The 21,548-nt window shown below is 38.3% G+C and carries 20 protein-coding genes; 14 read left to right on the top strand and 6 right to left on the bottom strand.

The window, feature by feature from the left end; genetic code table 11:
* Positions 1-7: 7 nt before the first annotated feature.
* From GUB10_RS13215 to GUB10_RS13225, 3 genes are all read right to left on the bottom strand, one after another.
* Entirely contained in the window at positions 8-490 is a 483-nt protein-coding gene (locus GUB10_RS13215; RefSeq protein WP_227740414.1) for a GbsR/MarR family transcriptional regulator, read from the bottom strand.
* A gap of 71 nt (positions 491-561) precedes the next feature.
* Entirely contained in the window at positions 562-1,401 is an 840-nt protein-coding gene (locus tag GUB10_RS13220; protein WP_193711934.1) for a phospholipase A, read from the bottom strand.
* Between the two features lie 150 nt (positions 1,402-1,551).
* On the bottom strand, positions 1,552-2,628 hold the full coding sequence (locus GUB10_RS13225; protein WP_193711935.1) for an isoaspartyl peptidase/L-asparaginase family protein: 1,077 nt from the start codon (positions 2,626-2,628) through the stop codon (positions 1,552-1,554).
* A gap of 196 nt (positions 2,629-2,824) precedes the next feature.
* On the opposite strand from GUB10_RS13225, the gene GUB10_RS13230 reads away from it, so the two are divergent.
* The 3 genes from GUB10_RS13230 (at position 2,825) to GUB10_RS13240 (ending at position 5,588) form a co-directional block, all read left to right on the top strand.
* A complete protein-coding gene (locus tag GUB10_RS13230) occupies positions 2,825-3,367 on the top strand; it encodes a 3-hydroxyanthranilate 3,4-dioxygenase (RefSeq protein ID WP_193711936.1) in 543 nt (180 codons plus the stop codon).
* A 60-nt stretch (positions 3,368-3,427) separates the two neighbouring features.
* Entirely contained in the window at positions 3,428-4,981 is a 1,554-nt protein-coding gene (locus GUB10_RS13235; protein WP_193711937.1) for an aldehyde dehydrogenase family protein, read from the top strand.
* 214 nt (positions 4,982-5,195) lie between these two features.
* Entirely contained in the window at positions 5,196-5,588 is a 393-nt protein-coding gene (locus GUB10_RS13240) for a YkvA family protein (protein ID WP_193711938.1), read from the top strand.
* 207 nt (positions 5,589-5,795) lie between these two features.
* Here GUB10_RS13240 and GUB10_RS13245 read toward each other — a convergent pair whose 3' ends face one another.
* The 3 genes from GUB10_RS13245 to GUB10_RS13255 all read right to left on the bottom strand — a co-directional run bounded on the left by GUB10_RS13245 (position 5,796) and on the right by GUB10_RS13255 (position 8,836).
* A complete protein-coding gene (locus GUB10_RS13245; RefSeq protein WP_193711939.1) occupies positions 5,796-6,800 on the bottom strand; it encodes an acyl-ACP desaturase in 1,005 nt (334 codons plus the stop codon).
* A gap of 169 nt (positions 6,801-6,969) precedes the next feature.
* On the bottom strand, positions 6,970-7,698 hold the full coding sequence (locus GUB10_RS13250; RefSeq protein WP_193711940.1) for a metallophosphoesterase family protein: 729 nt from the start codon (positions 7,696-7,698) through the stop codon (positions 6,970-6,972).
* A gap of 1 nt (position 7,699) precedes the next feature.
* The gene (locus tag GUB10_RS13255) at positions 7,700-8,836 is read right to left on the bottom strand and encodes an ATP-binding protein (RefSeq protein ID WP_193711941.1); all 1,137 of its coding nucleotides are present in this window, start codon (positions 8,834-8,836) and stop codon (positions 7,700-7,702) included.
* A 380-nt stretch (positions 8,837-9,216) separates the two neighbouring features.
* Here GUB10_RS13255 and GUB10_RS13260 point away from each other — a divergent pair, with 380 nt between their 5' ends.
* From GUB10_RS13260 to GUB10_RS13310, 11 genes are all read left to right on the top strand, one after another.
* Positions 9,217-10,023 (top strand): DUF4382 domain-containing protein, encoded by an 807-nt coding sequence (locus GUB10_RS13260; RefSeq protein WP_193711942.1) that lies wholly within the window; start codon positions 9,217-9,219, stop codon positions 10,021-10,023.
* Between the two features lie 134 nt (positions 10,024-10,157).
* A complete protein-coding gene (locus GUB10_RS13265) occupies positions 10,158-11,162 on the top strand; it encodes a MoxR family ATPase (protein WP_193711943.1) in 1,005 nt (334 codons plus the stop codon).
* Positions 11,163-11,282: 120 nt separating this feature from the next.
* Positions 11,283-12,149: a DUF58 domain-containing protein gene (locus GUB10_RS13270; protein WP_193711944.1), complete on the top strand. Its 867-nt coding sequence runs from the start codon at positions 11,283-11,285 to the stop codon at positions 12,147-12,149.
* 5 nt (positions 12,150-12,154) lie between these two features.
* A complete protein-coding gene (locus GUB10_RS13275) occupies positions 12,155-13,780 on the top strand; it encodes a DUF4381 domain-containing protein (RefSeq protein ID WP_193711945.1) in 1,626 nt (541 codons plus the stop codon).
* An 8-nt stretch (positions 13,781-13,788) separates the two neighbouring features.
* Complete coding sequence (locus tag GUB10_RS13280; RefSeq protein WP_193711946.1) at positions 13,789-14,793, top strand: VWA domain-containing protein; 1,005 nt, start codon at positions 13,789-13,791, stop codon at positions 14,791-14,793.
* A gap of 18 nt (positions 14,794-14,811) precedes the next feature.
* Positions 14,812-15,858, top strand: coding sequence for a VWA domain-containing protein (locus tag GUB10_RS13285; protein ID WP_193711947.1), 1,047 nt, complete (start codon positions 14,812-14,814; stop codon positions 15,856-15,858).
* A gap of 103 nt (positions 15,859-15,961) precedes the next feature.
* Positions 15,962-16,852: a tetratricopeptide repeat protein gene (locus tag GUB10_RS13290; RefSeq protein ID WP_193711948.1), complete on the top strand. Its 891-nt coding sequence runs from the start codon at positions 15,962-15,964 to the stop codon at positions 16,850-16,852.
* A gap of 58 nt (positions 16,853-16,910) precedes the next feature.
* Positions 16,911-18,665: a BatD family protein gene (locus GUB10_RS13295; RefSeq protein ID WP_193711949.1), complete on the top strand. Its 1,755-nt coding sequence runs from the start codon at positions 16,911-16,913 to the stop codon at positions 18,663-18,665.
* Between the two features lies 1 nt (position 18,666).
* Positions 18,667-19,416, top strand: a complete 750-nt coding sequence (locus GUB10_RS13300) for an SH3 domain-containing protein (protein ID WP_193711950.1) — start codon at positions 18,667-18,669, stop codon at positions 19,414-19,416.
* A 114-nt stretch (positions 19,417-19,530) separates the two neighbouring features.
* A complete protein-coding gene (locus GUB10_RS13305) occupies positions 19,531-19,785 on the top strand; it encodes a hypothetical protein (protein ID WP_193711951.1) in 255 nt (84 codons plus the stop codon).
* Positions 19,786-19,988: 203 nt separating this feature from the next.
* Entirely contained in the window at positions 19,989-21,548 is a 1,560-nt protein-coding gene (locus GUB10_RS13310) for a SulP family inorganic anion transporter (RefSeq protein ID WP_193711952.1), read from the top strand.

Below are 21,548 nucleotides of genomic sequence, written 5' to 3' on the forward strand. Positions count from 1 at the left end.
TATCTAGTTATTTGTTTATATTTTCTTTTAATTTATTTACTGCTGCGATTGCTTCCTCCAGAAAAGTGAGTAAACTTCTTTGAAATTCCAGGTCAAAATTATCTTCATTATCCAGCTTGTTCATTTGGGTTTTATATTCCAAAACCTCTAAGTGAACCGTTTTTTGAGCTTCCCATTTGGCGGTCATTTCATCAATGTAATTCAACATTAAATCTGGTTTTACAATAAAATAGCGTTTGCGATCACCGGCTTTTGTGTAGTATTCCATACGGTTTGTTGCCTGTAGATGATCTAAATGCGTAGAAACAGTACTTTTACCTGCGTTTAAATTAGTAACAAGCTCGTCAAAAGTAATTCCCTTTTTTCCTGTAATAATAGCCGTAGAGAAAATTCTTGCCGCTACGGGGGCTAACTGGTGTTCTTTTTCTAATTGAACGCCCAGTTTTTCAATAAGTCGCTTTTTTTGCTTTTCTAATTCTGTAATATTCATTATTGGAATTTGAGGTTGCAAAAATAATATTTGGTTCCGAATAAACCGAACCAATAAGTTTTAAATATTTGTTAAATCGCGTCAGGCAAGGATTTAAGGAAGTTTAATTCATTAGATTTTAGCACGAATCCGGCGCGAATCATACTACGTTTCTCCTGATAATTCAAGAGACTTTCGGCATGTCCTTTAAACCACTCCAGCATCAAATAGATGTTTGAAGAATTAAATGGTTTGTACATTAAACGGGTTTGTAGCGTACCATTCCAGTCTTTTGTGCCTTTTAGCAACATTAAATCTATATATAATTCGTTGGGTATAATGTTGTAAGTGAGGTTAAGTTTTCCATAGCCTATATATTCCATTAAATCGGCATTATCTTCATATTTAAAAGGAACCCAGGCCTTAAAGCTTAAAAGAAGTCTTTCGTTTAATGCTGTATGATATCCCAGGGAAACCTTATTCCAGCTTCTGGAATAGATACTATCACGACCATTAGATTCGTGTTCTATTTGAAAGAATGCCATGCCGGCTAAATGATCTTTTTGGTTATAAATAGGTTTGCCAAGCGCAATTCCGGGCTTAAAGTTAATCTCTCTAAATGGACTGGAAAATTTATAAATATTCCAAAAAGCCTTTTGGGTATAGGTAAGAAACAAATGCGTGTCAAAAGGAAGGGTATTTCTGGTAATTAGGGCTTTAAAGCTAATTTGATATTTTGCATCGGCAGTTTCTGACGAGACCTCTTTATTGGTGGGGATGCCGGATATAAAATAATTATCCTTATGAATAGAAAAAACAGGCATTTTTTCTAGTGTATCATTTATTTTATCGCGAGACAATCTTTGGGAATAGGCCTGAAACGTACAAAAAGTGAAAAGGATTATTAAGGAAAAGCTGTATTTACTATTCATTTTCAATTGAGGTTAAAGAAAATTAAAACAATTTACTCTATATTAAACCCTTATTTTTTGGAAAGGTTTACAATGTTAGAAGCCACAGCGATTACAGGAATACGGCAATAGGTTTTTGGTACCGGTATAAAAACAAAAAACTGGCTAATTTTAATTCTTATAAATTCCTATTTCTAATTTTCCATTTTTATTCATTTTAGCCCGGTACATGCCTGCAGTATTAAATTCCATAGAAACATTTCCCTGTTGATCTATCGCGATAATCCCGCCACTACCTCCAAGTTCCGGATTCTTTTTTTGTATTACTTCTTTTGCAGCCTGTGCAAGACTCATTTTTTTATATTCCATAAGTGCAGAAATATCGTAAGCTACCACACCGCGAATAAAAAACTCGCCCCAACCGGTTGCAGAAATCGCTGCGGTTTTATTGTTGGCATAGGTGCCGGCTCCAATTATGGGGGCATCGCCTATGCGCCCCCATTTCTTATTCGTCATTCCCCCGGTTGAGGTTCCTGCGGCCAGGTTACCGTTTTTATCTAAAGCGGCACAACCTACCGTCCCAAATTTTGAATCTTTAATAAATGGATCTACAAAAGCGGTCTTGCCATCGTGGTCCAGTTCTGTTTTTTCGGTGTTTTTTGCTTTTAAACGTTCCAGGCTTTTAAATCGGTTTTCGGTATAGAAATAACCCGGATCTACAATTTCCAGGCCGCGTTCTTTGGCAAATTGTTCGGCACCTTTTCCCGAAAGCATGACGTGTTCGGAGTTTTCCATCACTTCCCAGGCTAGATTTATAGGATTCTTCACGGTAGTTACTCCCGATACTGCCCCGGCATTTAATGTTTGCCCATCCATAATAGAAGCATCGAGCTCATTTTTACCTTCGTTAGTGAAAACCGCTCCTTTTCCGGCGTTGAAAAGTGGTGAATTCTCCATGATATTTATAGTTCGCTGTACAGCTTCAATGGCAGTCCCACCATTTGCCAAAATCTTGTGACCGACCTTTATGGCTTCTTCAAGTTTGGCTTGATATTCCTGTTCCAGGGAATCGCTCATATTTTCTTTTAGAATAGTACCTGCTCCCCCGTGAATTACGATGCCAAAATTCGCTACGGAATCCTGTTGTTTTTCGGTATTATTGGTTTGTTTCGTTTCAGGTTCCTTATTAGTGGAGGTATTGCAGCTTAAAAAAAGTGATAAACTAAACAGTAGAATGATTTTTTTCATAAAATGGTATTTTTCCTTCTAAGGTAGGCATTTGTATATTTTGTATTTGCGCCAGGGATAGCAGTGTAAATCCCACAGGCGCAGCAGGCGCCGAGGAATTGCAGCGAATAGCCCGTTAAGGCGCCCAAAAAGATAAGGAAATTGCCCTTTCTTTTGCGCTTTAAATTGTAATTTTAAACAATATAATTATAAAATCATGGCAGTAAATAAACCTTTTAACCTTAATAAATGGATAGAGCAAAATCGAGAATCGTTAAAGCCACCGGTTGGTAACCGAAACCTTTATAAAGAATCTGAAGATTATATTGTAATGGTGGTGGCCGGGCCAAATGCGCGCAAGGATTACCATTATAACGAGACTGAAGAGCTTTTTTATCAGCTAGAGGGCGAAATTGAAGTGCATATTCAGGAAGATGGAAAGAAGAAAACAATGCAATTGGGGCCTGGAGATATGTATTTGCATCCGGCAAAAGTTCCGCATTCCCCGGTTAGAAAAGAGGGGTCTATTGGTCTGGTAGTGGAAAGAAAACGTGTACAGCTAGATGCAAAAGATGGGTTGTTATGGTTTTGTGATGCGTGTAACCATAAGTTGTACGAAGTTTATTTTCCGTTAAATGATATTGAGCGCGATTTTTTAAAGCATTTTAAACATTTCTACGGAAGTAAAAAGTTGCGTACCTGTGATAACTGTGGCGAAGTGATGCCGGTAGATGAAAGATTTGTGATTGATACAGAATAGTCTTTAATTTTGTTATTTTAGCAGTAAACACACAAAAGAACAGATAAAATTTACAACTTAATGAGTGAAATAGCAGAAAAATTCGGAATTAAGCAAGCTTTAAAAGATCTTGGATTGCAGGAAACCAACAACGGAACGTCTACCGGAAAAGATTTTTTTAGTAGCGGTGATGTGATTGAATCGTATTCTCCGGTAGATGGTGCGCTTATTGGAAAAGTAAAAGCCACGATCAAAGAAGATTATGAAAAGGTAATTAGCACAGCTACGGCAGGTTTTAAAGAATGGCGCACCTGGCCGGCACCACAGCGAGGAGAGGTGGTTCGCCAATTTAATGATGAATTAAGAAGGCTAAAAGAACCTCTTGGTAAATTAGTTTCTTACGAAATGGGAAAATCATACCAGGAAGGTTTGGGCGAAGTTCAGGAAATGATAGATATCTGTGATTTCGCAGTTGGACTTTCACGCCAATTGCACGGATTAACCATGCATTCTGAACGCCCGGGGCATAGAATGTACGAGCAATACCATCCGCTAGGAGTGGTTGGAATTATCTCGGCGTTTAATTTTCCCGTTGCTGTTTGGTCCTGGAATACTGCTTTAGCCTGGGTTTGCGGAGATGCTTGCGTTTGGAAAGGATCAGAAAAGACTCCGTTAACTTCTGTAGCCTGTCAAAATATTGCTGCTCGAGTTTTTGCTGAAAATAATGTTCCGGCAGGGATTTCTTCATTGATCACCGGCGATTATAAAGTGGGTGAAATGATGACCAACGATAAACGAGTGCCGTTAATTTCGGCTACCGGTTCTATTAGAATGGGAAAAATAGTTGCCCAGGCCGTGGCCGCAAGGTTAGGAAAATCGCTTCTTGAATTAGGTGGAAATAACGCCATAATCGTAACGCCAGATGCCGATATTAAAAATACGGTAATCGGTGCTGTTTTTGGAGCTGTGGGAACTTGTGGGCAGCGTTGTACTTCTACCAGAAGATTAATTATTCACGAATCTATCTATGATAAGGTAAAAGATGCTATTGTAAAAGCTTATAAGCAACTGCGTATTGGAAACCCGCTAGATGAAAATAATCACGTAGGGCCGCTTATTGATAAAGATGCTGTGAAAAATTACCAGAACGCATTGGATAAAGTAGTGGAAGAAGGCGGTAAGATTTTAGTTGAAGGCGGTGTGCTGGAAGGTGAAGGTTATGAAAGCGGTTGCTATGTAAAACCGGCAATTGCCGAAGCTAAAAATGATTTTGAGATTGTGCAGCACGAAACTTTTGCGCCGGTACTCTACATTATGAAATATTCTGGAGATGTTTCTAACGCCCTGGAATTGCAAAATGGGGTAGTGCAGGGGCTTTCTTCAGCAATAATGACCAACAATTTAAGGGAAGCAGAGCGTTTTCTTTCGGTAGAAGGTTCAGATTGCGGGATCGCCAATGTAAATATAGGAACTTCAGGTGCTGAAATTGGGGGGGCTTTTGGCGGTGAAAAAGAAACCGGGGGCGGCAGAGAATCCGGTTCTGATGCCTGGAAAATATATATGAGAAGACAAACCAATACGATTAATTATACTACCGAGCTGCCTTTGGCACAAGGGATTAAATTTGATTTGTAAGGATTTTTAGGAATTTTTTGAGAAGTTATTGCCGTAACCCTGTTTCGATGCTTCGGGACAGAATGACGAAGCAAGCCAGGTTGGAATTATAAACCAAAAAAACCTCACAGCTTTTTAAAGCTGTGAGGTTTTTTTTATCAGATTTTAGCACTTTCATAAATAGGCCTTCCATAATATTTTTATATTTTGGGGTCATCCAAAAAAAAGATGAGCAATGAGTAAAATTGATGATGAAACCATAAAACAGGAACATCAAAAACGGCAGGAGAATTTTGAAGAGGAAGATGTACATGGGGTGCTGGAAGATGAGGAGGAAATAAAATCTAAATTTGAAAGTAAAGGGAAATTGCAGCGATATGTAGATGATGCGCAATTGCTTTTTAACTTATTACGGGATTACGCAAGCGGAAATTACCGGGAAGTCCCTTTTAATGTAGTTGCGGCTATTGGTGGAGCTTTGCTATACGTGCTTTCGCCATTAGATCTAATCCCAGATTTTATTCCAATTGTTGGGTATTTGGACGATGCGGCAGTAATTGCGTTTTGTCTAAATCTCATTGAAAAAGACTTGATTACCTATAAAGTTTGGAAAGCAGAGCGTGCTTAAGCTCTTGATCACTAATTATAGCTCAATAAAAAGAGGCTGTTTGAAAGTTTGTTCTCGTCAAGCTGAACTCGTTTCAGCTTCTAACATGTCATTTAATTATCAACATATTAGATCTCCGAATAAATTTCGGAGCAGGCTCTGAACTAAATTCAGGATGACGATTTTGACTTTTCAGACAGCCTCCTATTTTATAAATTTTTCAAATGATTATAGCCTTCCGTTGGCTTCTACCCATTTAAAGGTGTATTGATCTTCCGGGATAGCCATTCTTCCTGCAATTCTTCGCATTCTATCTGGTAATTTCATCAAATAATCCCTTGCTTTTTCGGCCTCATCGGTTAATGAGCGCATTTTATCTATCTCCCAATAACCGTTTAGTTTTTCAAGGATTTCTATATAATCGTAGGTTGTATAAACGCCAAGTCTTTGTGCTGCGTTCGAGAAATTTTCAAAAGCTTCGGCAATACCCTGACCGCTTTCCCTTAGAAATTGGGCCGGCATTACGATTTTTTTCTTCATCATATCGTGAAAAGCCAACATCATTTCACTGGGGTCATGTTCAAAAATTGTTTTTACGAATTCCCGGTAGGCCATATAGTGCCTCATCTCATCTCCTGCGATGATATTACACATTTTTCCCAGCATTTTATTGCCTTTCTTTTTAGCCAACTGCCCAACTCGCTTGTGTGAAATATTGGTTGCTAGCTCCTGGAAACTGGTATATACAAAGTTTTTGTAAGGATCACGACCGGTGCCAATATCAAAACCATCGTTTATTAAATACTGTGTGGTCTTTTCAATCTCACGCATATTTACCCTTCCCGATAGGTATAGATACTTATTTAGGGTGTCTCCGTGGCGATTTTCTTCACCGGTCCAGTGGCGAACCCATTTAGACCAGGCGTTTTCCTCACCGCGCATTTTCCCATGCTGTTCTACCCCTTCCATATCCATAAGCCAGGACTCATAAGTTGGTAATGCTTCTTCGGTAACCATATCGGCCACTAAAACTACCCAAAAATCGTATTCAAGCTCTTTTGCTTCTTCCCTAATTTGGGTAATTTGATCCATATAATTTTCTCCCTGTAAGTTTGGAAGAAGATCTGTAGGTTGCCAAATATCTTCTACTGGAATAAGATATTTTTCAATGAAATCGTCTACCTGTTTTTCAACGGTATTCATTACTTCTAATCTAATATTGTCGAGGGCCATTTCAGTTTGTTTTGAAGCAGAAATCTAAAAATTCTGCCGGTATTAATCAACTCTTAAGCAAGAATTGGATTTAAAATATGCTGTTTAAAAATTTTTACTTGCAAATAAAGCCTAAAATCCTAGAGTTACAAAGATAAAAAGAGAAAAGGCATTTTGTGGTAAATTCGTCTTAATTTCTGCCTTTTTCACTTGGATAAAATTTATAAACAGGTTCACTTTGCCAAATTTCTTTTGTATTTACTTCCATAGCCGAGAGCTTGCCCTTAAAGGCTGCACCGGTATCTAAATTCCAAACACTGGCCCGTTTTATGGGAGTGGTTTCATTGATTCTGGTTACCGGGGTGTGTCCAATAAAAATTTCATCAAAAATTTGAAATCGTTTTGGATAATTTGTATCGTTTGGGCTAATAGACCCATCCATAGAGAGTGCCATTTCCCACAAAGTTCTATCCCAATAAAATCCTGTTTGGTGATATTCCTGTTCCGGGCCGTGTTGGTTGGTAAACCCGGCATGTACAAAAAGCCTGTTTTCCTCGTCGATATAGTAATTGAGCATCTGATTGTAAAACCTGAGATGTGCTTCTATTTCTTCTGAAGAAAAATCCCTGTATGCATCAATACTGGATTGCCCGCCGTGCTGCAGCCATTTTTCATTGAATTCTCCGGTTTCCAGCCAGCGATGGGTAAGATCATCATGATTGCCGCGCAAAAAAATACAGGTATTTTGTTTTGCGAGATCTATAAGGTAAGAAACCACGTTGGCCGAATCGCTCCAGCCGTCTACATAATCGCCCAGAAATATTAACTTATCGCTTGGGGTTACCTCTATTTTTTCCAGTAGTTGTATTAAAGCTTTTAGCCCTCCGTGAATGTCTCCAATAGCAATATTTCTACCCATTTTAATTGTATTTTACTTTTCTTAAAATTCGCATACTTTCTTTATAGTAATTATAAACCTCCCGACTGTATTCTTTTAAATATGGTTTTGCTTCTTCCATCTTATCTATGGCCTGCTCAAAATTATTTAAATAACAAAGCAAATAGGTGGAAGGTAAATTTTTAAGGTCTTTTTTTTGTTGATTGTTTAGTTTAAGCTTCTTTTTTAGTCTTTCAACCAGGCTATTGTTTGTGTTGTAAATATGATAAAGTGTCTTTTTGTCGAACTTTGGTGGTTCAAACAAAAGCTTACTTTCAATATCGTAACTAACATTATCTTTAAAGTTTATAATAACTTCTTCTAACGGATAAAATTTATACTTATCGTGCAGGCCTAACTGCACATATTCAAGGATTTTAAACTCGTTGTTAGAAAGGCTAATGCTTACCTGGTCCATATCTGAATAGAACAATTTCACCTGTTCGTTAATTAGTTCTATATCTACCCTGGAGTAAAAAGTTTCGTCTTGTGATTTTATCTTTTTTCCGGCCCAACAAACCACAAAATATTCTTTAAAAACTTTATAAGTAGCGTTATAGTCTTTTCTTTTTTGAAGAAAATCGAATACCCCGTCCAGGGTTAACTCAATATTGTTGTGGGAATGTTTTTCTATGGCCGCAACTATTTCCGAGTTCACATTTTTAATTTTTACATCAAAAACCTTAGGCATACTAATGCTTCCTTCCCTAAAAAAGACCGAACCCCCATAATATTTCCAAATGTTCTTTTTAAGCGAACATATTTTTCCATGATTTGGTCTAATACTTACCAGTCCAACAACCAGTTTACCTGGTAGGTGCGGAAAAGGGATATTCTCGTAAGAAATTAAAGGCGGATTGCTTAAATAGGCATTTACGAGATTCTGAATTTTACTGTCATCAAAAAAATCAGTGCCAACAATACTATTGTCTTCATCTCTTACGCCAATAACGATATAAGAATTGTTTTCGGGGTTAGAATTAGAAAGGGCGCAAACGTGTTTTAGGAATTTGGCTTTTCCTTCTTTCTCACCTATATTAAGCTTCAGTTTTTTGTCATAAAAACTGTTCTCATCGTTGTGAGCAAGTAGATTTTTTATTAAAAGCCGTTTGTTGATCATAATTTATTTGTCGTTTCTACTAAAAGTTAGGCTCCCTTCCTTATTAGTTTTTGTAAGTATATATATCATAAATTATATTTTTCAATTGTAATATAGCTATTGTTAGACTGTTATTTTTATTGTGCAAAACCTAAAATCCCCCCCCCCTCTTTTAATGCATCTAGACGCGTTTTTATTTTTTAGCATGCCATTTTGGTAATCAATGCTATCTTAGTAGGTTTTTTTAGTCACTAAAGTAATTATAAGTAAGTAGCCTAACTTTAAACATGTCGTTTAAAGTCGTGTTAAATTTAGTTAATCTCAGGTTTAAGATATAATTTCTTTCAATGTGCTGCGTTTTGCTCACTAAACAATTAATTAACCTAATTAAGATATAAACAATGAAAAACCTTAAGTTAAAAAGTTTATTGCTTGCAGCAGTAGTTGCCTTTGGATTTACAAGTTGTAGCGATGATGATGAAAATGGAGGAGTAGAAGGAAACGCCCAGTTAACCCTTAGAATGACAGATGCTCCCGGTGATTACGACCAGGTTTGGGTAGATGTGCAGGACGTGATGATTAAAACTGAAGCTCCTGTTGGTGAAGAGGAAGCTGAATGGGAAAGCCTTGCCAACGTAGAAGCAGGACGTTATGATCTTTTGCAATTAACCGGAGGGGTCTCTCAGTTATTGGCCGATGTAGAAATTCCGGCTGGTTACCTTGATCAGGTAAGATTGATTTTAGGACCCGATAATGCTGTAGTGGTAGATGGAGTAGAAATTCCTATGGCTACCCCAAGTGCACAGCAGTCTGGTTTAAAATTAAAGGTAGAGCAAGAGCTTGAGCCAGGGGAAAGCTATGAATACCTTTTGGATTTTGATGTAGATGAATCTGTGGTAACCACAGGAAACGGAGGTTATATTCTAAAACCGGTAATTAGAATGATGGCGATGGCCAATACGGGTTCTATTGTGGGCGAAATACATCCTACCGAAACAAAGTCTTTAGTAAAAGCCCAGAATGCAAGCTATACCCTTTCGGCTTATACAGATGAAGCTGGAAACTTTGTATTACACGGCGTTCCCGCGGGAACTTATAAAGTAACCGTTACTCCAGATGCTGAAACTGGCTTGGAGGTGAAAACAATAGATAATGTTAAAGTAGAGGAAGACACTCCTGTAGATCTTGAAACAATTTATTTGGAATAGATAAAATTATTCCTATCTAAAAAAAGAGCGGCTAATAAAGGCCGCTTTTTTGTTTTTTAACCATACATTAACAGCCTATACGCTAATAATTTTCCAATTTGCGACACGAATTTAAGGTCTTTAATACGAATAAAATGATAGATAACAACGCCTCTGTAGATATAGCGAGTTTAAATGAAAAAATTGAGAGGGAGAGCGCTTTTGTAGATTTGCTAAATACCGAAGTAAACAAGGTAATAGTGGGGCAAAAGCACATGATGGAGCGCTTGCTTATTGGTTTGTTAGGGCAGGGCCATATTTTGCTTGAAGGTGTTCCCGGTTTAGCCAAAACACTTGCTATCAATACGCTTTCTAAGGCTGTTCACGGTAGCTTTAGCAGAATTCAGTTTACACCAGATCTTCTGCCGGCAGATGTTGTAGGAACACTAATCTACAACATGAAATTAAATGATTTTAGTATTAAAAAAGGACCCATTTTTGCCAATTTCGTATTGGCTGATGAGATTAACCGGGCTCCAGCCAAGGTACAATCGGCTTTGCTGGAAGCTATGCAGGAAAAACAGGTGACTATTGGGGAAGAAACATTTATCTTAGATAAACCATTTTTAGTAATGGCCACCCAAAACCCGGTAGAGCAGGAAGGTACCTACCCATTGCCTGAAGCGCAAGTAGACCGTTTTATGTTGAAAACCGTTATAGACTATCCTGAAATTAACGACGAACAACTAATTATGCGTGCCAACTTAAAGGGTGAATTTCCAAAGGTGAACCCTGTGGTAAGCATAGAGCAAATTTTGCGTGCGCAGCAAACGGTGCGGGAAGTGTATATGGATGAAAAAATAGAAAAGTATATCCTGGATATTATTTTTGCTACCCGTAATCCCGAAAAATATAATTTAAAAGATCTAAAACCGCTAATAAGCTTTGGTGCCTCCCCGAGGGGAAGTATTAACCTGGCCAGAGCTGCAAAATGCTATGCGTTTATTAAGCGCCGTGGGTATGTAATTCCCGAAGATGTACGAGCTGTTGTTTTAGATGTACTTCGCCATAGAATTGGAATCACATACGAGGCCGAAGCAGAAAATGTTACTTCAGAGGATATTGTAAACAAGATAGTAAACGAGATAGAAGTTCCGTAGAAAAAAGTTAGCAGTATCCAGTTGCGTTGGTAGCTGTACTGTTAAATACTAAATTGTATACTGCATCTACTTATCTATATTGAATACTGCAAACTGAGACAGCATACTGCACACTAAAAAATGGATACCAAAGAGCTCTTAAAAAAAGTAAGAAAGATTGAAATAAAAACCCGGCGTTTGAGCGATCACGTTTTTGGCGGGGAATATCATTCTACTTTTAAAGGTCGTGGAATGACTTTTAGTGAGGTGAGACAATACCAGTTTGGGGACGATGTTAGAAATATAGACTGGAATGTTACCGCTCGTTATAACGAGCCTTTTGTGAAGGTTTTTGAAGAAGAACGTGAACTTACCATGATGCTTATGGTAGATGTTTCAGGTTCTGAATTCTTCGGAACAAAAAATCAGCTAAAAAAAGAGGTTATTACCGAAATTGCAGCCACTTTGGCTTTTTCGGCCACCCAAAACAACGATAAGATTGGGCTGATGCTTTTTTCTGATAAAATAGAGCTTTATATTCCGCCTAAAAAAGGGCGGTATCACGTATTGCGAATTATAAGGGAGTTAATAGAGTTTAAACCACAATCTAAAAAAACCGATATAGCGGCGGCCATAAAATATCTTTCTAACGTCATGAAGAAAAAGGCCATTGTTTTTATGCTTTCTGATTTTATGGACGATGAGTACCAGCAAACCTTAAAGATTGCAGGTAATAAACACGATGTTACCGGGATTAGGGTTTTTGACCCGGCTGAGGAGGAAATCCCTAATTTAGGCCTTGTACAAATGTTGGATGAGGAAACCGGAGAGTTAGTAACGGTAAACACCGGTTCAAAAGCGGTTAGAAGGAATTATGCCGAATATTATCGAGGTCGCGCAGCTTATTTTAATGAAAGTTTTACGCTTAGTGGTGCCGGGGTGATCAATAACCGAGTAGACGAAAGTTATGTGAAGAAATTATTGGGTTATTTTAAAAGAAGAGGCTAGAAAGAATGAAGGAAAAGTCTTTAATAACTACATTTAAGTTTGGGGCGGCAAGTTTGCTGCTTTTCTTGTTGTTTCCTTTTTTGTCTTTTGCACAGCAAGCAAAAGTAAATGCTGGAATAGACTCTACTTCTATAAAAATTGGCGAGCAAATTATCTTTAGTATTGAAGTAGAAACCGATTCTACCAATTTGGTAGTTTTTCCTGAAGGACAAACTTTCAAGCCTATGGAAATGGTGGAATCTTTAGGGGCCGATACTACCACGGTTGAAGATAGGTTTAAACTTTTAAAAAAATATTCGCTTACTCAGTTCGATTCGGGAGCTTACACTATCCCGCAGCAAAAAGTAATTATTCAAAACCGGGAATATTTAACCGATTCTTTTAGGCTTGAGGTAGCCAATGTAAAGGTAGATACCACCCGGCAGAAAATGTACCCTATAAAACCGGCAGTAGATGTGCCGAAAGGCTTTGAGTTTCCAAAGTGGATTTGGTGGCTTCTGGCCGCTCTGGTATTGCTTGGTGTTGCTTTTTATTTCCTCAGAAGAAAAAAGAAAAAGCAGGAAGAAGTGCCTGAATTACCTCCATACGAACAGGCAATGCTTGAGTTAAAACAGCTTGACAACTCTTCTTTATTGCCCGATAGGGAAATAAAGGAGTACTACTCACAGCTTACTTTTAGTGTTAGGAAATACCTGGACAGGAAGATTTACGACAGGGCACTGGAGAGCACTACTTCAGAGCTTATTGCTTATCTGGAATTAAGAAAAAAAGCAGGGGAATTAAGTTTAAAAGATACGTCTATAGGCAATCTTCAGCAGTTATTAAAACGTGCCGATTTGGCCAAATTTGCTAATTCCAGGCCCGATGTGATTACCGCAAAAAGCGATAGGACCAAAGTAGAACATTTTATAAAAGATGTTAGGCAGGTGGTTCCTGAACCAACCGAGGAGGAATTGATGCAGGACGAGAATTACCGAAAGGAAAAACTACAGCGAAAAAGAAGAAATAAGATTATTGCAATACTTGGGGGAGTAATAATTGCAGCACTTGTGGTAATTACGGTGCTTATAAATACTAAAGGTTTTGACTTTGTAAAAGATTCGGTTTTAGGGAATGAAACCAAAGAATTACTGGAAGGCGATTGGATTAGAAGTGAGTACGGTACGCCCCAGGTTAGCATTATCACTCCCGAAGTTTTGGTAAGAAAAACGGTAGATCGTAATGATGAACTCCAGGAAATGTTATTGGGCAGTGAAACCTTTGATGCGGGAACGCTTGAAGGAAATTTATATACTTTACTCATTACCGGCCCTGTAAATCCACAAAGCGATTTCGATTTGCAAAAGGCCGTAGATGGTATTTATACCTCCCTGGAAGCCAGAGGGGCCAGGAATATTATTATAAAGCAGGAAGATTTTTCTACTATAAATAATACCGAAGGAATAAAAGTGTTCGGAACTTTTAATCTTGAAAACCCGGTAACCGGCGGGCCGATTATAAAGGAATATGCCATTTTAAATTTTGGTGCCAATGGCGGTTTTCAACAAATTATGGTAGTCTTTAATGAAGGAGATGAATATGCCGAAGAAATTTCACAACGTATTGAGAATTCGGTTCAATTAAAAAATTAGATTAAGTAATGTTTGCTAATTATACATTCGAAAATCCGGAATTTTTCTGGTTGTTATTGCTGCTTTTGCCGGCAATAGCCTGGTATTTCTGGAAGCGTAAAAAGCAAACTCCAGAGCTTAAAATTTCTAGCGTTAAAGGTTTTAAAGTAAAGCAATCCCTGCTTTCAAAACTAAAACCTGTGCTTTTTGTATTGCGTTTACTGGCTTTGACGCTCTTAATTACTGCTATGGCCAGGCCAAGAACCGTAGATGTTACCACGCAAAGCAGCAATATTCGAGGAATAGATATTGTGATGGCCATAGATGTTTCAGCAAGTATGCTGGCGCGTGATTTTGAGCCTAACCGACTTGAATCTGTAAAAGAAGTTGGAGCCGAATTCATTGAAAACCGCCCAAATGATAGGATTGGTTTAGTGCTTTTTGCCGGTGAGAGTTTTACTAAAACGCCCATTACCAGTGATAAAAGTATTGCTTTAAGGGCTATAGAGGAAATTGAGTATAGCAATGTTTTACAAAATGGTACTGCAATAGGTTCTGGTTTGGCAACTGCCGTAAACAGGTTAAAAGATAGTGACGCCAAAAGCAAGGTGATTATTTTATTGACCGATGGGGTAAACAATTCAGGGTTTATAGATCCTAAAATAGCCAGTGAACTCGCAGTAGAATTTGGGATTAAAACTTATACTATTGGAGTGGGAAGTAACGGCAATGCATTAACACCTGTAGGAACTTTACCTAACGGAAGATTTCAATACGGGATTCAAAGGGTAGAAATTGACGAAGCATTATTACAACAAATTGCTGCAGATACCGGTGGGGAATATTTTAGGGCTACCAATAATGAAAAACTGGAGGAGATTTATGAAGAGATAGATAGCCTGGAGAAATCTGAAATTGAAGAATTCAGGTATTATAATTATACCGAAAAGTTTAGGCCTTATGCTTTGTTGGCATTGGGCTTGCTGCTTTTTGAAATAACCTTGCGATATACCGTATTTAGAGGTTTTATTTAAAACTTGAAGGGAAGTTTAATGATCTTAGAAGAGAAAATATATTTATGGTTTTTACTGCTTATACCGGCGGTTCTTCTGTTGTACCTTATTTTTAGGATATGGCAAAAACGCGCCCGTTCTAAATTTGCCAGGCCAGAACTTTTAAGCTATTTATCGCCTAACAGGTCTTCTTTTAAACCTTTGCTAAAATTATTGCTGGTTTTATTGGCATTGGGTGGCCTTGTAATAGGACTTGTAAATCCTAAAATAGGCTCTCAATTAGAAACCGTAAAGCGTGAAGGGGTAGATATTGTTTTTGCGGTAGATGTTTCTAAAAGTATGGAGGCAGAAGATATTGCTCCAAACCGCTTAGAAAAATCGAAGCAATTAGTTCGGCAAATTATTGGCGATTTAGGGAGTGACCGTGTGGGGATTATTGCTTATGCCGGTAGTGCTTTTCCGCAACTGCCAATCACCACAGATTATGGTGCTGCCGAAATGTTTCTGGAGAGTTTAAATACCGATATGATTTCTTCCCAGGGTACGGCGATTGGAGATGCTATAGACCTTGCCATTGGTTTTTTTGATGATAATCAACAAACCAACCGGGTTATGTTTATTCTTAGTGATGGGGAAGATCATGGAGGAAATATTGAAGATATGGCCAGGCAGGCTTCAGAGGCCGGGATTAGAATTTATACCGTTGGAGTAGGTACAACCAAAGGCGGGCCTATCCCTGTAAAAAGAAATGGTGTAGTTCAAAATTATAAAAAAGACAATCAGGGAGAAACGGTAATAACCAGGTTAGATCCTGGTGTTCTTCAAGAGATTGCAAAAGAGGCCAATGGTCAATATATCGATGGGAGTGTCACTGCAGAAGTTACCGAGAAAGTGCAGGAAGAGTTACTTGGCATTGAAAAAACAGAATTTGAGGCCAAGCAATTTGCCGATTATAAATCGCAGTTTCAGTGGTTTGTTGGTTTGGCAATTTTACTGCTGTTGTTAGATATATTTATGCTGGAAGGTAAAACCGGCTGGATTAGAAAACTTAATTTATTCAACGAAAAAAGAAAAACGGGGGAGTGAGCTAATGAAAGGTTCTTTAAGACACATATTACTCGATAATAGCGGCTTGAAGGTTTTGGGATTTTGCCCTAAACTCAAATTGTCCCTTTTCTCAGTACACCTTATGGCTTCTCTAAGAGCTAGTGTATTTTTAATTCTTGGCTTTTTGTTTTCATTTCAGGTTGTTGCCCAACAACAAAGCGATAAAGATAGAGAACAAGCCCGGAAAGAGGCATTGCAATTTATGAAGGAGGCCGATGAAGCCCTTGGTGAAAACAATTTTCCCGAAGCAGAAGCTGCTTACAGGAAAGCCATCGCAAAAGATCCTGAAAACAGTACTGCCAGGTATAATATGGGAAATATGTATTATACCCGCGAAAATTCACCGCAGGCAGCACAACGATTTAAGCAGGCTGCCGAGGTTGCCGATACAAAAGAAGCAAAACACAAAGCAAACCATAACCTTGGAAATGCTTTTATGAAGCAGAAAAAATATCAGGAAGCTGTTGAGGCTTACAAGGATGCTTTAAGAAATAACCCTACCGATGATGAAACCCGGTATAATCTGGCCTTAGCTAAAAAAATGCTGGAACAGCAGCAACAAGATCAAAACCAGGACGGAGGCGATAACGAAAATCAGGACCAGGAGAACCAGGACGAGGAGAATCAAGATCAAAACCAGGATCAGGAAAATAAAGAAAACCAGGAGAATCAAGATCAGGAGAATCAGGGAGAAGGAGAGAACGAAGGAGATAAGGATCAACAAGATAAAGATCAGGAAGAGCAGGAAGGCGACCAGGATGAAAAAGAACAGCCAGACGACGGGCAGGGAGACCAGGAGGAAGAAGATAAACAACCTCAACAAGCCCAACCTCAGCCGGCGCAAGGACAGTTGTCTCCAGAGCAAATACAGCGTTTGCTACAGGCAATGAACAATGAAGAAAGAAAAGTACAGGATAAAATAAATGCAGAAAAACAAAAAGGTGCCAAAGTGAAATCTGAAAAAGATTGGTAAAATTTTTGATATATTTCTTGCCAAAATCATACTTATCTTAAAGAAAGGGATTTTACAGATGAAGTTGAAATTTTTAATACTCAGTGTTATATTTTTTACCGGCCTTGGTTTGCAGGCCCAGGTGAAATTCGAGGCTAAAGTGAGCAAGAATAAACTAGGGGTAAACGAACGTCTTAGGATAGATTTTGAGATGAATCAGGATGGTGATAACTTTCGTCCACCTTCTTTTGATGGATTTACCGTGGTTGGTGGGCCAAACCAGGCGGTGAGTAACCGTTGGATTAATGGAAACCGCACTTATTCCAAAACTTATTCCTATTACTTACAACCTAACTCAAGGGGTAATAAAACCATTGCCCAGGCCGAAATTACCGTAGATGGCAAGGTTTATAAAACAACACCCATAGATATCCAGGTAACCGCAGCGGTAGATAAGCCTATGGATGGGGATAATTCAGAATTAATAGCTTCAGATAATTTACATTTGGTGGCAGAAGTTTCTGATGCAACACCCTATTTAAATGAAGGGATTACGGTAATTTATAAACTCTATGTGAGTCCGCGAATTAGCGTTAGTAATTTTAGAGAGGTAGATAGTCCTAAGTTTAAAGATTTTTGGAGTCAGAATATCGAAATAAGGGAATTAAGGCCCGAAAATGGAGAATATCAGGGAGAGCCTTATCGTTATGTAGTCCTTAAAAAAGCAGTGCTTTATCCGCAAAAAACCGGAAAATTGGAGCTAGAGCCACTTACCTTGTCGGTTTCGGTAGATGTGCCCAGTGACAGGCGTGATATTTTTGGAAGTAGGATTTATAAAACCATCAATAAAACGGTGGCAGCCGGCACCAGAACCATAGATGTAAAAGCCTTACCGGGGAACAAACCCGCCGGATTTAACGGTGCGGTTGGAAAATTCAGCCTGAATGTAAGTACGAATAAAGACCAACTAAAAGCTTCAGAATCTTTAGAGGCCAAAGTGGAAATTAGAGGAAATGGAAATTTAAATTTATTTGAATTACCGGCGCTGGAAGTACCTTCTTCATTAGAAATGTATAGTCCCGAAAGAATAGAAAACGTAACCACTACGCTTAATGGGAAACAGGGAAGTATAATAGACAACTACACCATTGTGCCAACAAGAAAAGGGCAATATCCTATAAAACCCCTTAATTTCTCTTATTTTGACCCACAAACCGAAACCTATAAGAGCCTGTCTTCCCAGGAGATTATAATAGACGTAGAAGAAGGCCCAGCGTTGGCGGGGGGGAATACTATTGCTGGAAACAATAAGCAAGCTTTAAACCTTCCTTCAGAGCAATTTAGGTTTATAAAAACAGCTACTAATTTAAAACCTTTAGAGCAGCAGGCATTTTTTAGGTCCTGGACCTTTTGGGGGTCTTTAGTTCTGCCTTTTGCTGCAATTCCGCTAGTTGTTTTATTCGGAAAAAGAAGAGAGGCCAAAGCAGCCGATGTTACCGGAAGCAAAAGGAAGAAAGCCGATAAACTGGCTCGAAAATATCTTTCGGAAGCAAAGAAGAACCTTGGTGATCAACAAAGTTTCTATGAGGCTTTAGAGCGGGCTATGCATAATTATTTAAAGGCGAAGTTACATATACAAACCTCTGAAATGAGCAAAGAAAGGATTTTAGAAGTCCTGAATGAAAAAAATGTTGCCAGTGAAACTTCAGCAGAATTTATTGCGGTATTAAAAAGTTGCGAATTTGCCCGTTATACACCTGCCTCCAATACCGCACAACACGAAGATTATGATAAAGCGGTGAAAGTAATTTCCAAACTTGATAAAGATTTGTAGTATGAAAAAACAGGTATTGATATTGCTCCTATTTTTATCTTCTTTGGCGCAGGCCCAAAATACAGCGCTTTTTGAAGAGGCCAATGAAGCCTATGCCAATAACGATTTTGAAACTGCGGTAAGCAAATACGAAAAGATCCTTGAAAACGGAGAGACTTCGGTAGCGGTTTATTATAATTTGGGAAATGCATACTATAAGCTAAATAATGTAGCGCCCAGCATTTATTATTTTGAGAAAGCGCTCCAGTTAGACCCTACTGATGAAGATGTACAAAACAATATAGAGTTTGCACGAAGCATGACTATTGATGATATTCCGGTAATAGAGGAAACCGGTTTTCAAAAGACTATTAATAGCTTTATCTCTACTTTCTCATACAATACCTGGGCCTTTATAGCTATTGCTTTATCGGTGATTTTTGTGGTGTTGTTTCTACTCTATTACTTTAGCAGGACATCTTTGCAGAAACGCATTTTCTTTGGCCTGGCGATGTTTGTTTTCGTATTAGGAGGTATGTCGGTTTTTTTCGCATTTCAGCAACAGGAAATTCAGTTTAATAATCAATTTGCGATTATTTTTGCTGACGAAGCCCCGGTAAGAAACGAACCCTCACAAAGGGGCGATGCGGCATTTAGTCTTCATGCCGGAACCAAAACCAAGGTGCTGGAAGATTATCAGGGGTGGTTTAAAATAGAGCTTTCTAACGGCACCCAGGGCTGGATAGAAGGCGATTATTTGAAGCAACTATAAGTTGTATCAATATTAGTTTAACATTAAAGTATGACTTTTTCTTTTTAGTTAAAAACATTTCTCATTATTTTTGCCGCTATGAAAATGTGGGCCTACATTCTAAGTTTTATTTTTATGGCATTTATTGCTACTCCAACCATTGTGGCCTATATTGATAATTCTGTAGACATATCGTTTGCCTTTAATGTAAATGAAGAAGAGAGTTCTTCTAAAAATCAAATCAATCTGGAATTCAATCTGGAAAAGCATAATTCTAATTATGCCAGCATACAATACCTACAGAGGAATACATTCACCAAAGATTATTATTCACACAGCTATCCCAGCGTTTTTTTGGATGTTATTTGCCCGCCGCCCAAACAGGCCTAATCTAATTTAAACCTTTTCTGAATTTTTATAAAGCTTATGCAATTTTTGCAGAAGGCCTGCTGTGATTTACTTGTACATGCAGGATAAAATTCTATTCAATTATTTTTTAAAATTAGACTAATAGGTCAATTCAGGCATGCCTAAACTTAATTTTGAAGGTGTGATCCTGAAATGTTTTGATCTTCAAAATAAAAAAGCGTTTTATGTTTAAACATTTAAATAAAGATTTTCCGGCGAGTATTGTAGTATTTTTTGTGGCCATTCCATTATGTTTAGGAATAGCCCTTGCCAGTGGAGCCCCATTATTTGCCGGTTTAATTGCCGGTATGGTTGGTGGTATTGTGGTGGGAAGTATTTCTAACTCTCAACTTGGGGTAAGTGGTCCCGCTGCCGGCCTGGCTGTAATTGTACTGGGAGCTATTCAATCTCTTGGTAGCTATGAAATATTTTTAGTGGCTGTTGTAATAGCCGGACTTCTTCAAATTATTATGGGAGCTTTAAAAGCGGGAATAATTGGATATTATTTCCCCTCTTCGGTAATTAAAGGGATGCTTGCCGGTATTGGTATTACCATTGCTATTTCCCAGATTCCAAATGTGCTTGGCTTTTCGGCCGATTTGGAGATTTTTTCTATAGACGGCGGTATTGGTGCTGCCCTGGCGAACATTGCTGATAACCTTCATTATGGCACTTTACTAATAAGTTTTGTTGCCCTGGGGATTCTATTGTTATGGGAAAAAGTACTTACTAAAAAAAGCAAGATTTTTAGTATTGTCCCCGGTCCCTTAGTTGCTGTTGCTATGGGGGTGGTTTATTATCTTGTGGTAGATGGGCCTACTTTTGGAATTAAAGATTTTCAATTGGTTTCTGTACCTGTACCCGATAGTGCAGCTTCTTTTTTTGGACAATTTTCTATACCCAATTTTGCAGAAATTACTAACCCCGAAGTTTGGGTGGTTGCAATAACTATAGCAATAGTTGCCAGTTTAGAGACTCTATTAAGTGTAGAAGCTATAGATAAAATAGATCCGCTAAAAAGGACTACAAATACCAACCGTGAGCTTTATGCACAGGGTGCTGGTAATATGGTATCGGCACTTATTGGAGGTTTACCGGTTACTCAGGTAATTGTAAGAAGCTCAACAAATGCACAGTCTGGAGGAAGAACAAAGATGTCTGCCATTTTACACGGTTTCCTAATTCTGTTCTCTATTATTGCTATTCCAACGGTATTAAATATGATTCCTTTAGCCGTTCTTGCCGCCGTACTTTTACTGGTAGGCTACAAGTTGGCTAAACCGGCTTTATTTAAGCAGATGTTTAAATTAGGGAAAGGTCAGTTCCTTCCTTTTATAATTACAATTCTTGGAGTGGTGTTTTTAGACCTTCTTATGGGAATAGGGCTGGGTCTGGCTGTAGGTATAGGTGTTATTTTAATTAATAGTTACAAGAACTCCCACTTTTTACATAAAGAGGGGTACGATATTAACGATGGTAATTATAAAATTACCCTTGCCGAAGAACTTTCTTTTTTAAATAAAGGAGCCATTTTAAGGGAGTTAAATGAAATACCAAAAGGGGCAAGCGTTTTAATTGATGTTAGGCAAACTAAGGTGCTGGATTATGATGTTCTTGAAATTTTAGATGAATTTGCAATAAAAGCCAAACGTAAAGATATTACTATTAAACTGGTATCTGGTAAAGGGGAAGTTACAAACCCCGATAGTTTCAGGAGGTATTTCGGGTTGGACGTACCGGTATAA

The sequence above is a fragment of the Salegentibacter sp. BLCTC genome (assembly GCF_015143665.1).
Lineage (GTDB): Bacteria > Bacteroidota > Bacteroidia > Flavobacteriales > Flavobacteriaceae > Salegentibacter > Salegentibacter maritimus.

Bases quoted from the DNA above. Each gene is read 5' to 3' on its own strand.
- GUB10_RS13220 (WP_193711934.1), bottom strand. From the start codon at position 1,401: ATGAATAGTAAATACAGCTTTTCCTTAATAATCCTTTTCACTTTTTGT.
- GUB10_RS13275 (WP_193711945.1), top strand. From the start codon at position 12,155: ATGAAGGAAAAGTCTTTAATAACTACATTTAAGTTTGGGGCGGCAAGT.
- GUB10_RS13255 (WP_193711941.1), bottom strand. From the start codon at position 8,836: ATGATCAACAAACGGCTTTTAATAAAAAATCTACTTGCTCACAACGAT.
- GUB10_RS13235 (WP_193711937.1), top strand. From the start codon at position 3,428: ATGAGTGAAATAGCAGAAAAATTCGGAATTAAGCAAGCTTTAAAAGAT.
- GUB10_RS13260 (WP_193711942.1), top strand. From the start codon at position 9,217: ATGAAAAACCTTAAGTTAAAAAGTTTATTGCTTGCAGCAGTAGTTGCC.
- GUB10_RS13305 (WP_193711951.1), top strand. From the start codon at position 19,531: ATGGCATTTATTGCTACTCCAACCATTGTGGCCTATATTGATAATTCT.
- GUB10_RS13285 (WP_193711947.1), top strand. From the start codon at position 14,812: ATGATCTTAGAAGAGAAAATATATTTATGGTTTTTACTGCTTATACCG.
- GUB10_RS13215 (WP_227740414.1), bottom strand. From the start codon at position 490: ATGAATATTACAGAATTAGAAAAGCAAAAAAAGCGACTTATTGAAAAA.
- GUB10_RS13230 (WP_193711936.1), top strand. From the start codon at position 2,825: ATGGCAGTAAATAAACCTTTTAACCTTAATAAATGGATAGAGCAAAAT.
- GUB10_RS13225 (WP_193711935.1), bottom strand. From the start codon at position 2,628: ATGAAAAAAATCATTCTACTGTTTAGTTTATCACTTTTTTTAAGCTGC.
- GUB10_RS13250 (WP_193711940.1), bottom strand. From the start codon at position 7,698: ATGGGTAGAAATATTGCTATTGGAGACATTCACGGAGGGCTAAAAGCT.
- GUB10_RS13240 (WP_193711938.1), top strand. From the start codon at position 5,196: ATGAGTAAAATTGATGATGAAACCATAAAACAGGAACATCAAAAACGG.
- GUB10_RS13310 (WP_193711952.1), top strand. From the start codon at position 19,989: ATGTTTAAACATTTAAATAAAGATTTTCCGGCGAGTATTGTAGTATTT.
- GUB10_RS13270 (WP_193711944.1), top strand. From the start codon at position 11,283: ATGGATACCAAAGAGCTCTTAAAAAAAGTAAGAAAGATTGAAATAAAA.
- GUB10_RS13245 (WP_193711939.1), bottom strand. From the start codon at position 6,800: ATGGCCCTCGACAATATTAGATTAGAAGTAATGAATACCGTTGAAAAA.
- GUB10_RS13300 (WP_193711950.1), top strand. From the start codon at position 18,667: ATGAAAAAACAGGTATTGATATTGCTCCTATTTTTATCTTCTTTGGCG.
- GUB10_RS13280 (WP_193711946.1), top strand. From the start codon at position 13,789: ATGTTTGCTAATTATACATTCGAAAATCCGGAATTTTTCTGGTTGTTA.
- GUB10_RS13290 (WP_193711948.1), top strand. From the start codon at position 15,962: ATGGCTTCTCTAAGAGCTAGTGTATTTTTAATTCTTGGCTTTTTGTTT.
- GUB10_RS13265 (WP_193711943.1), top strand. From the start codon at position 10,158: ATGATAGATAACAACGCCTCTGTAGATATAGCGAGTTTAAATGAAAAA.
- GUB10_RS13295 (WP_193711949.1), top strand. From the start codon at position 16,911: ATGAAGTTGAAATTTTTAATACTCAGTGTTATATTTTTTACCGGCCTT.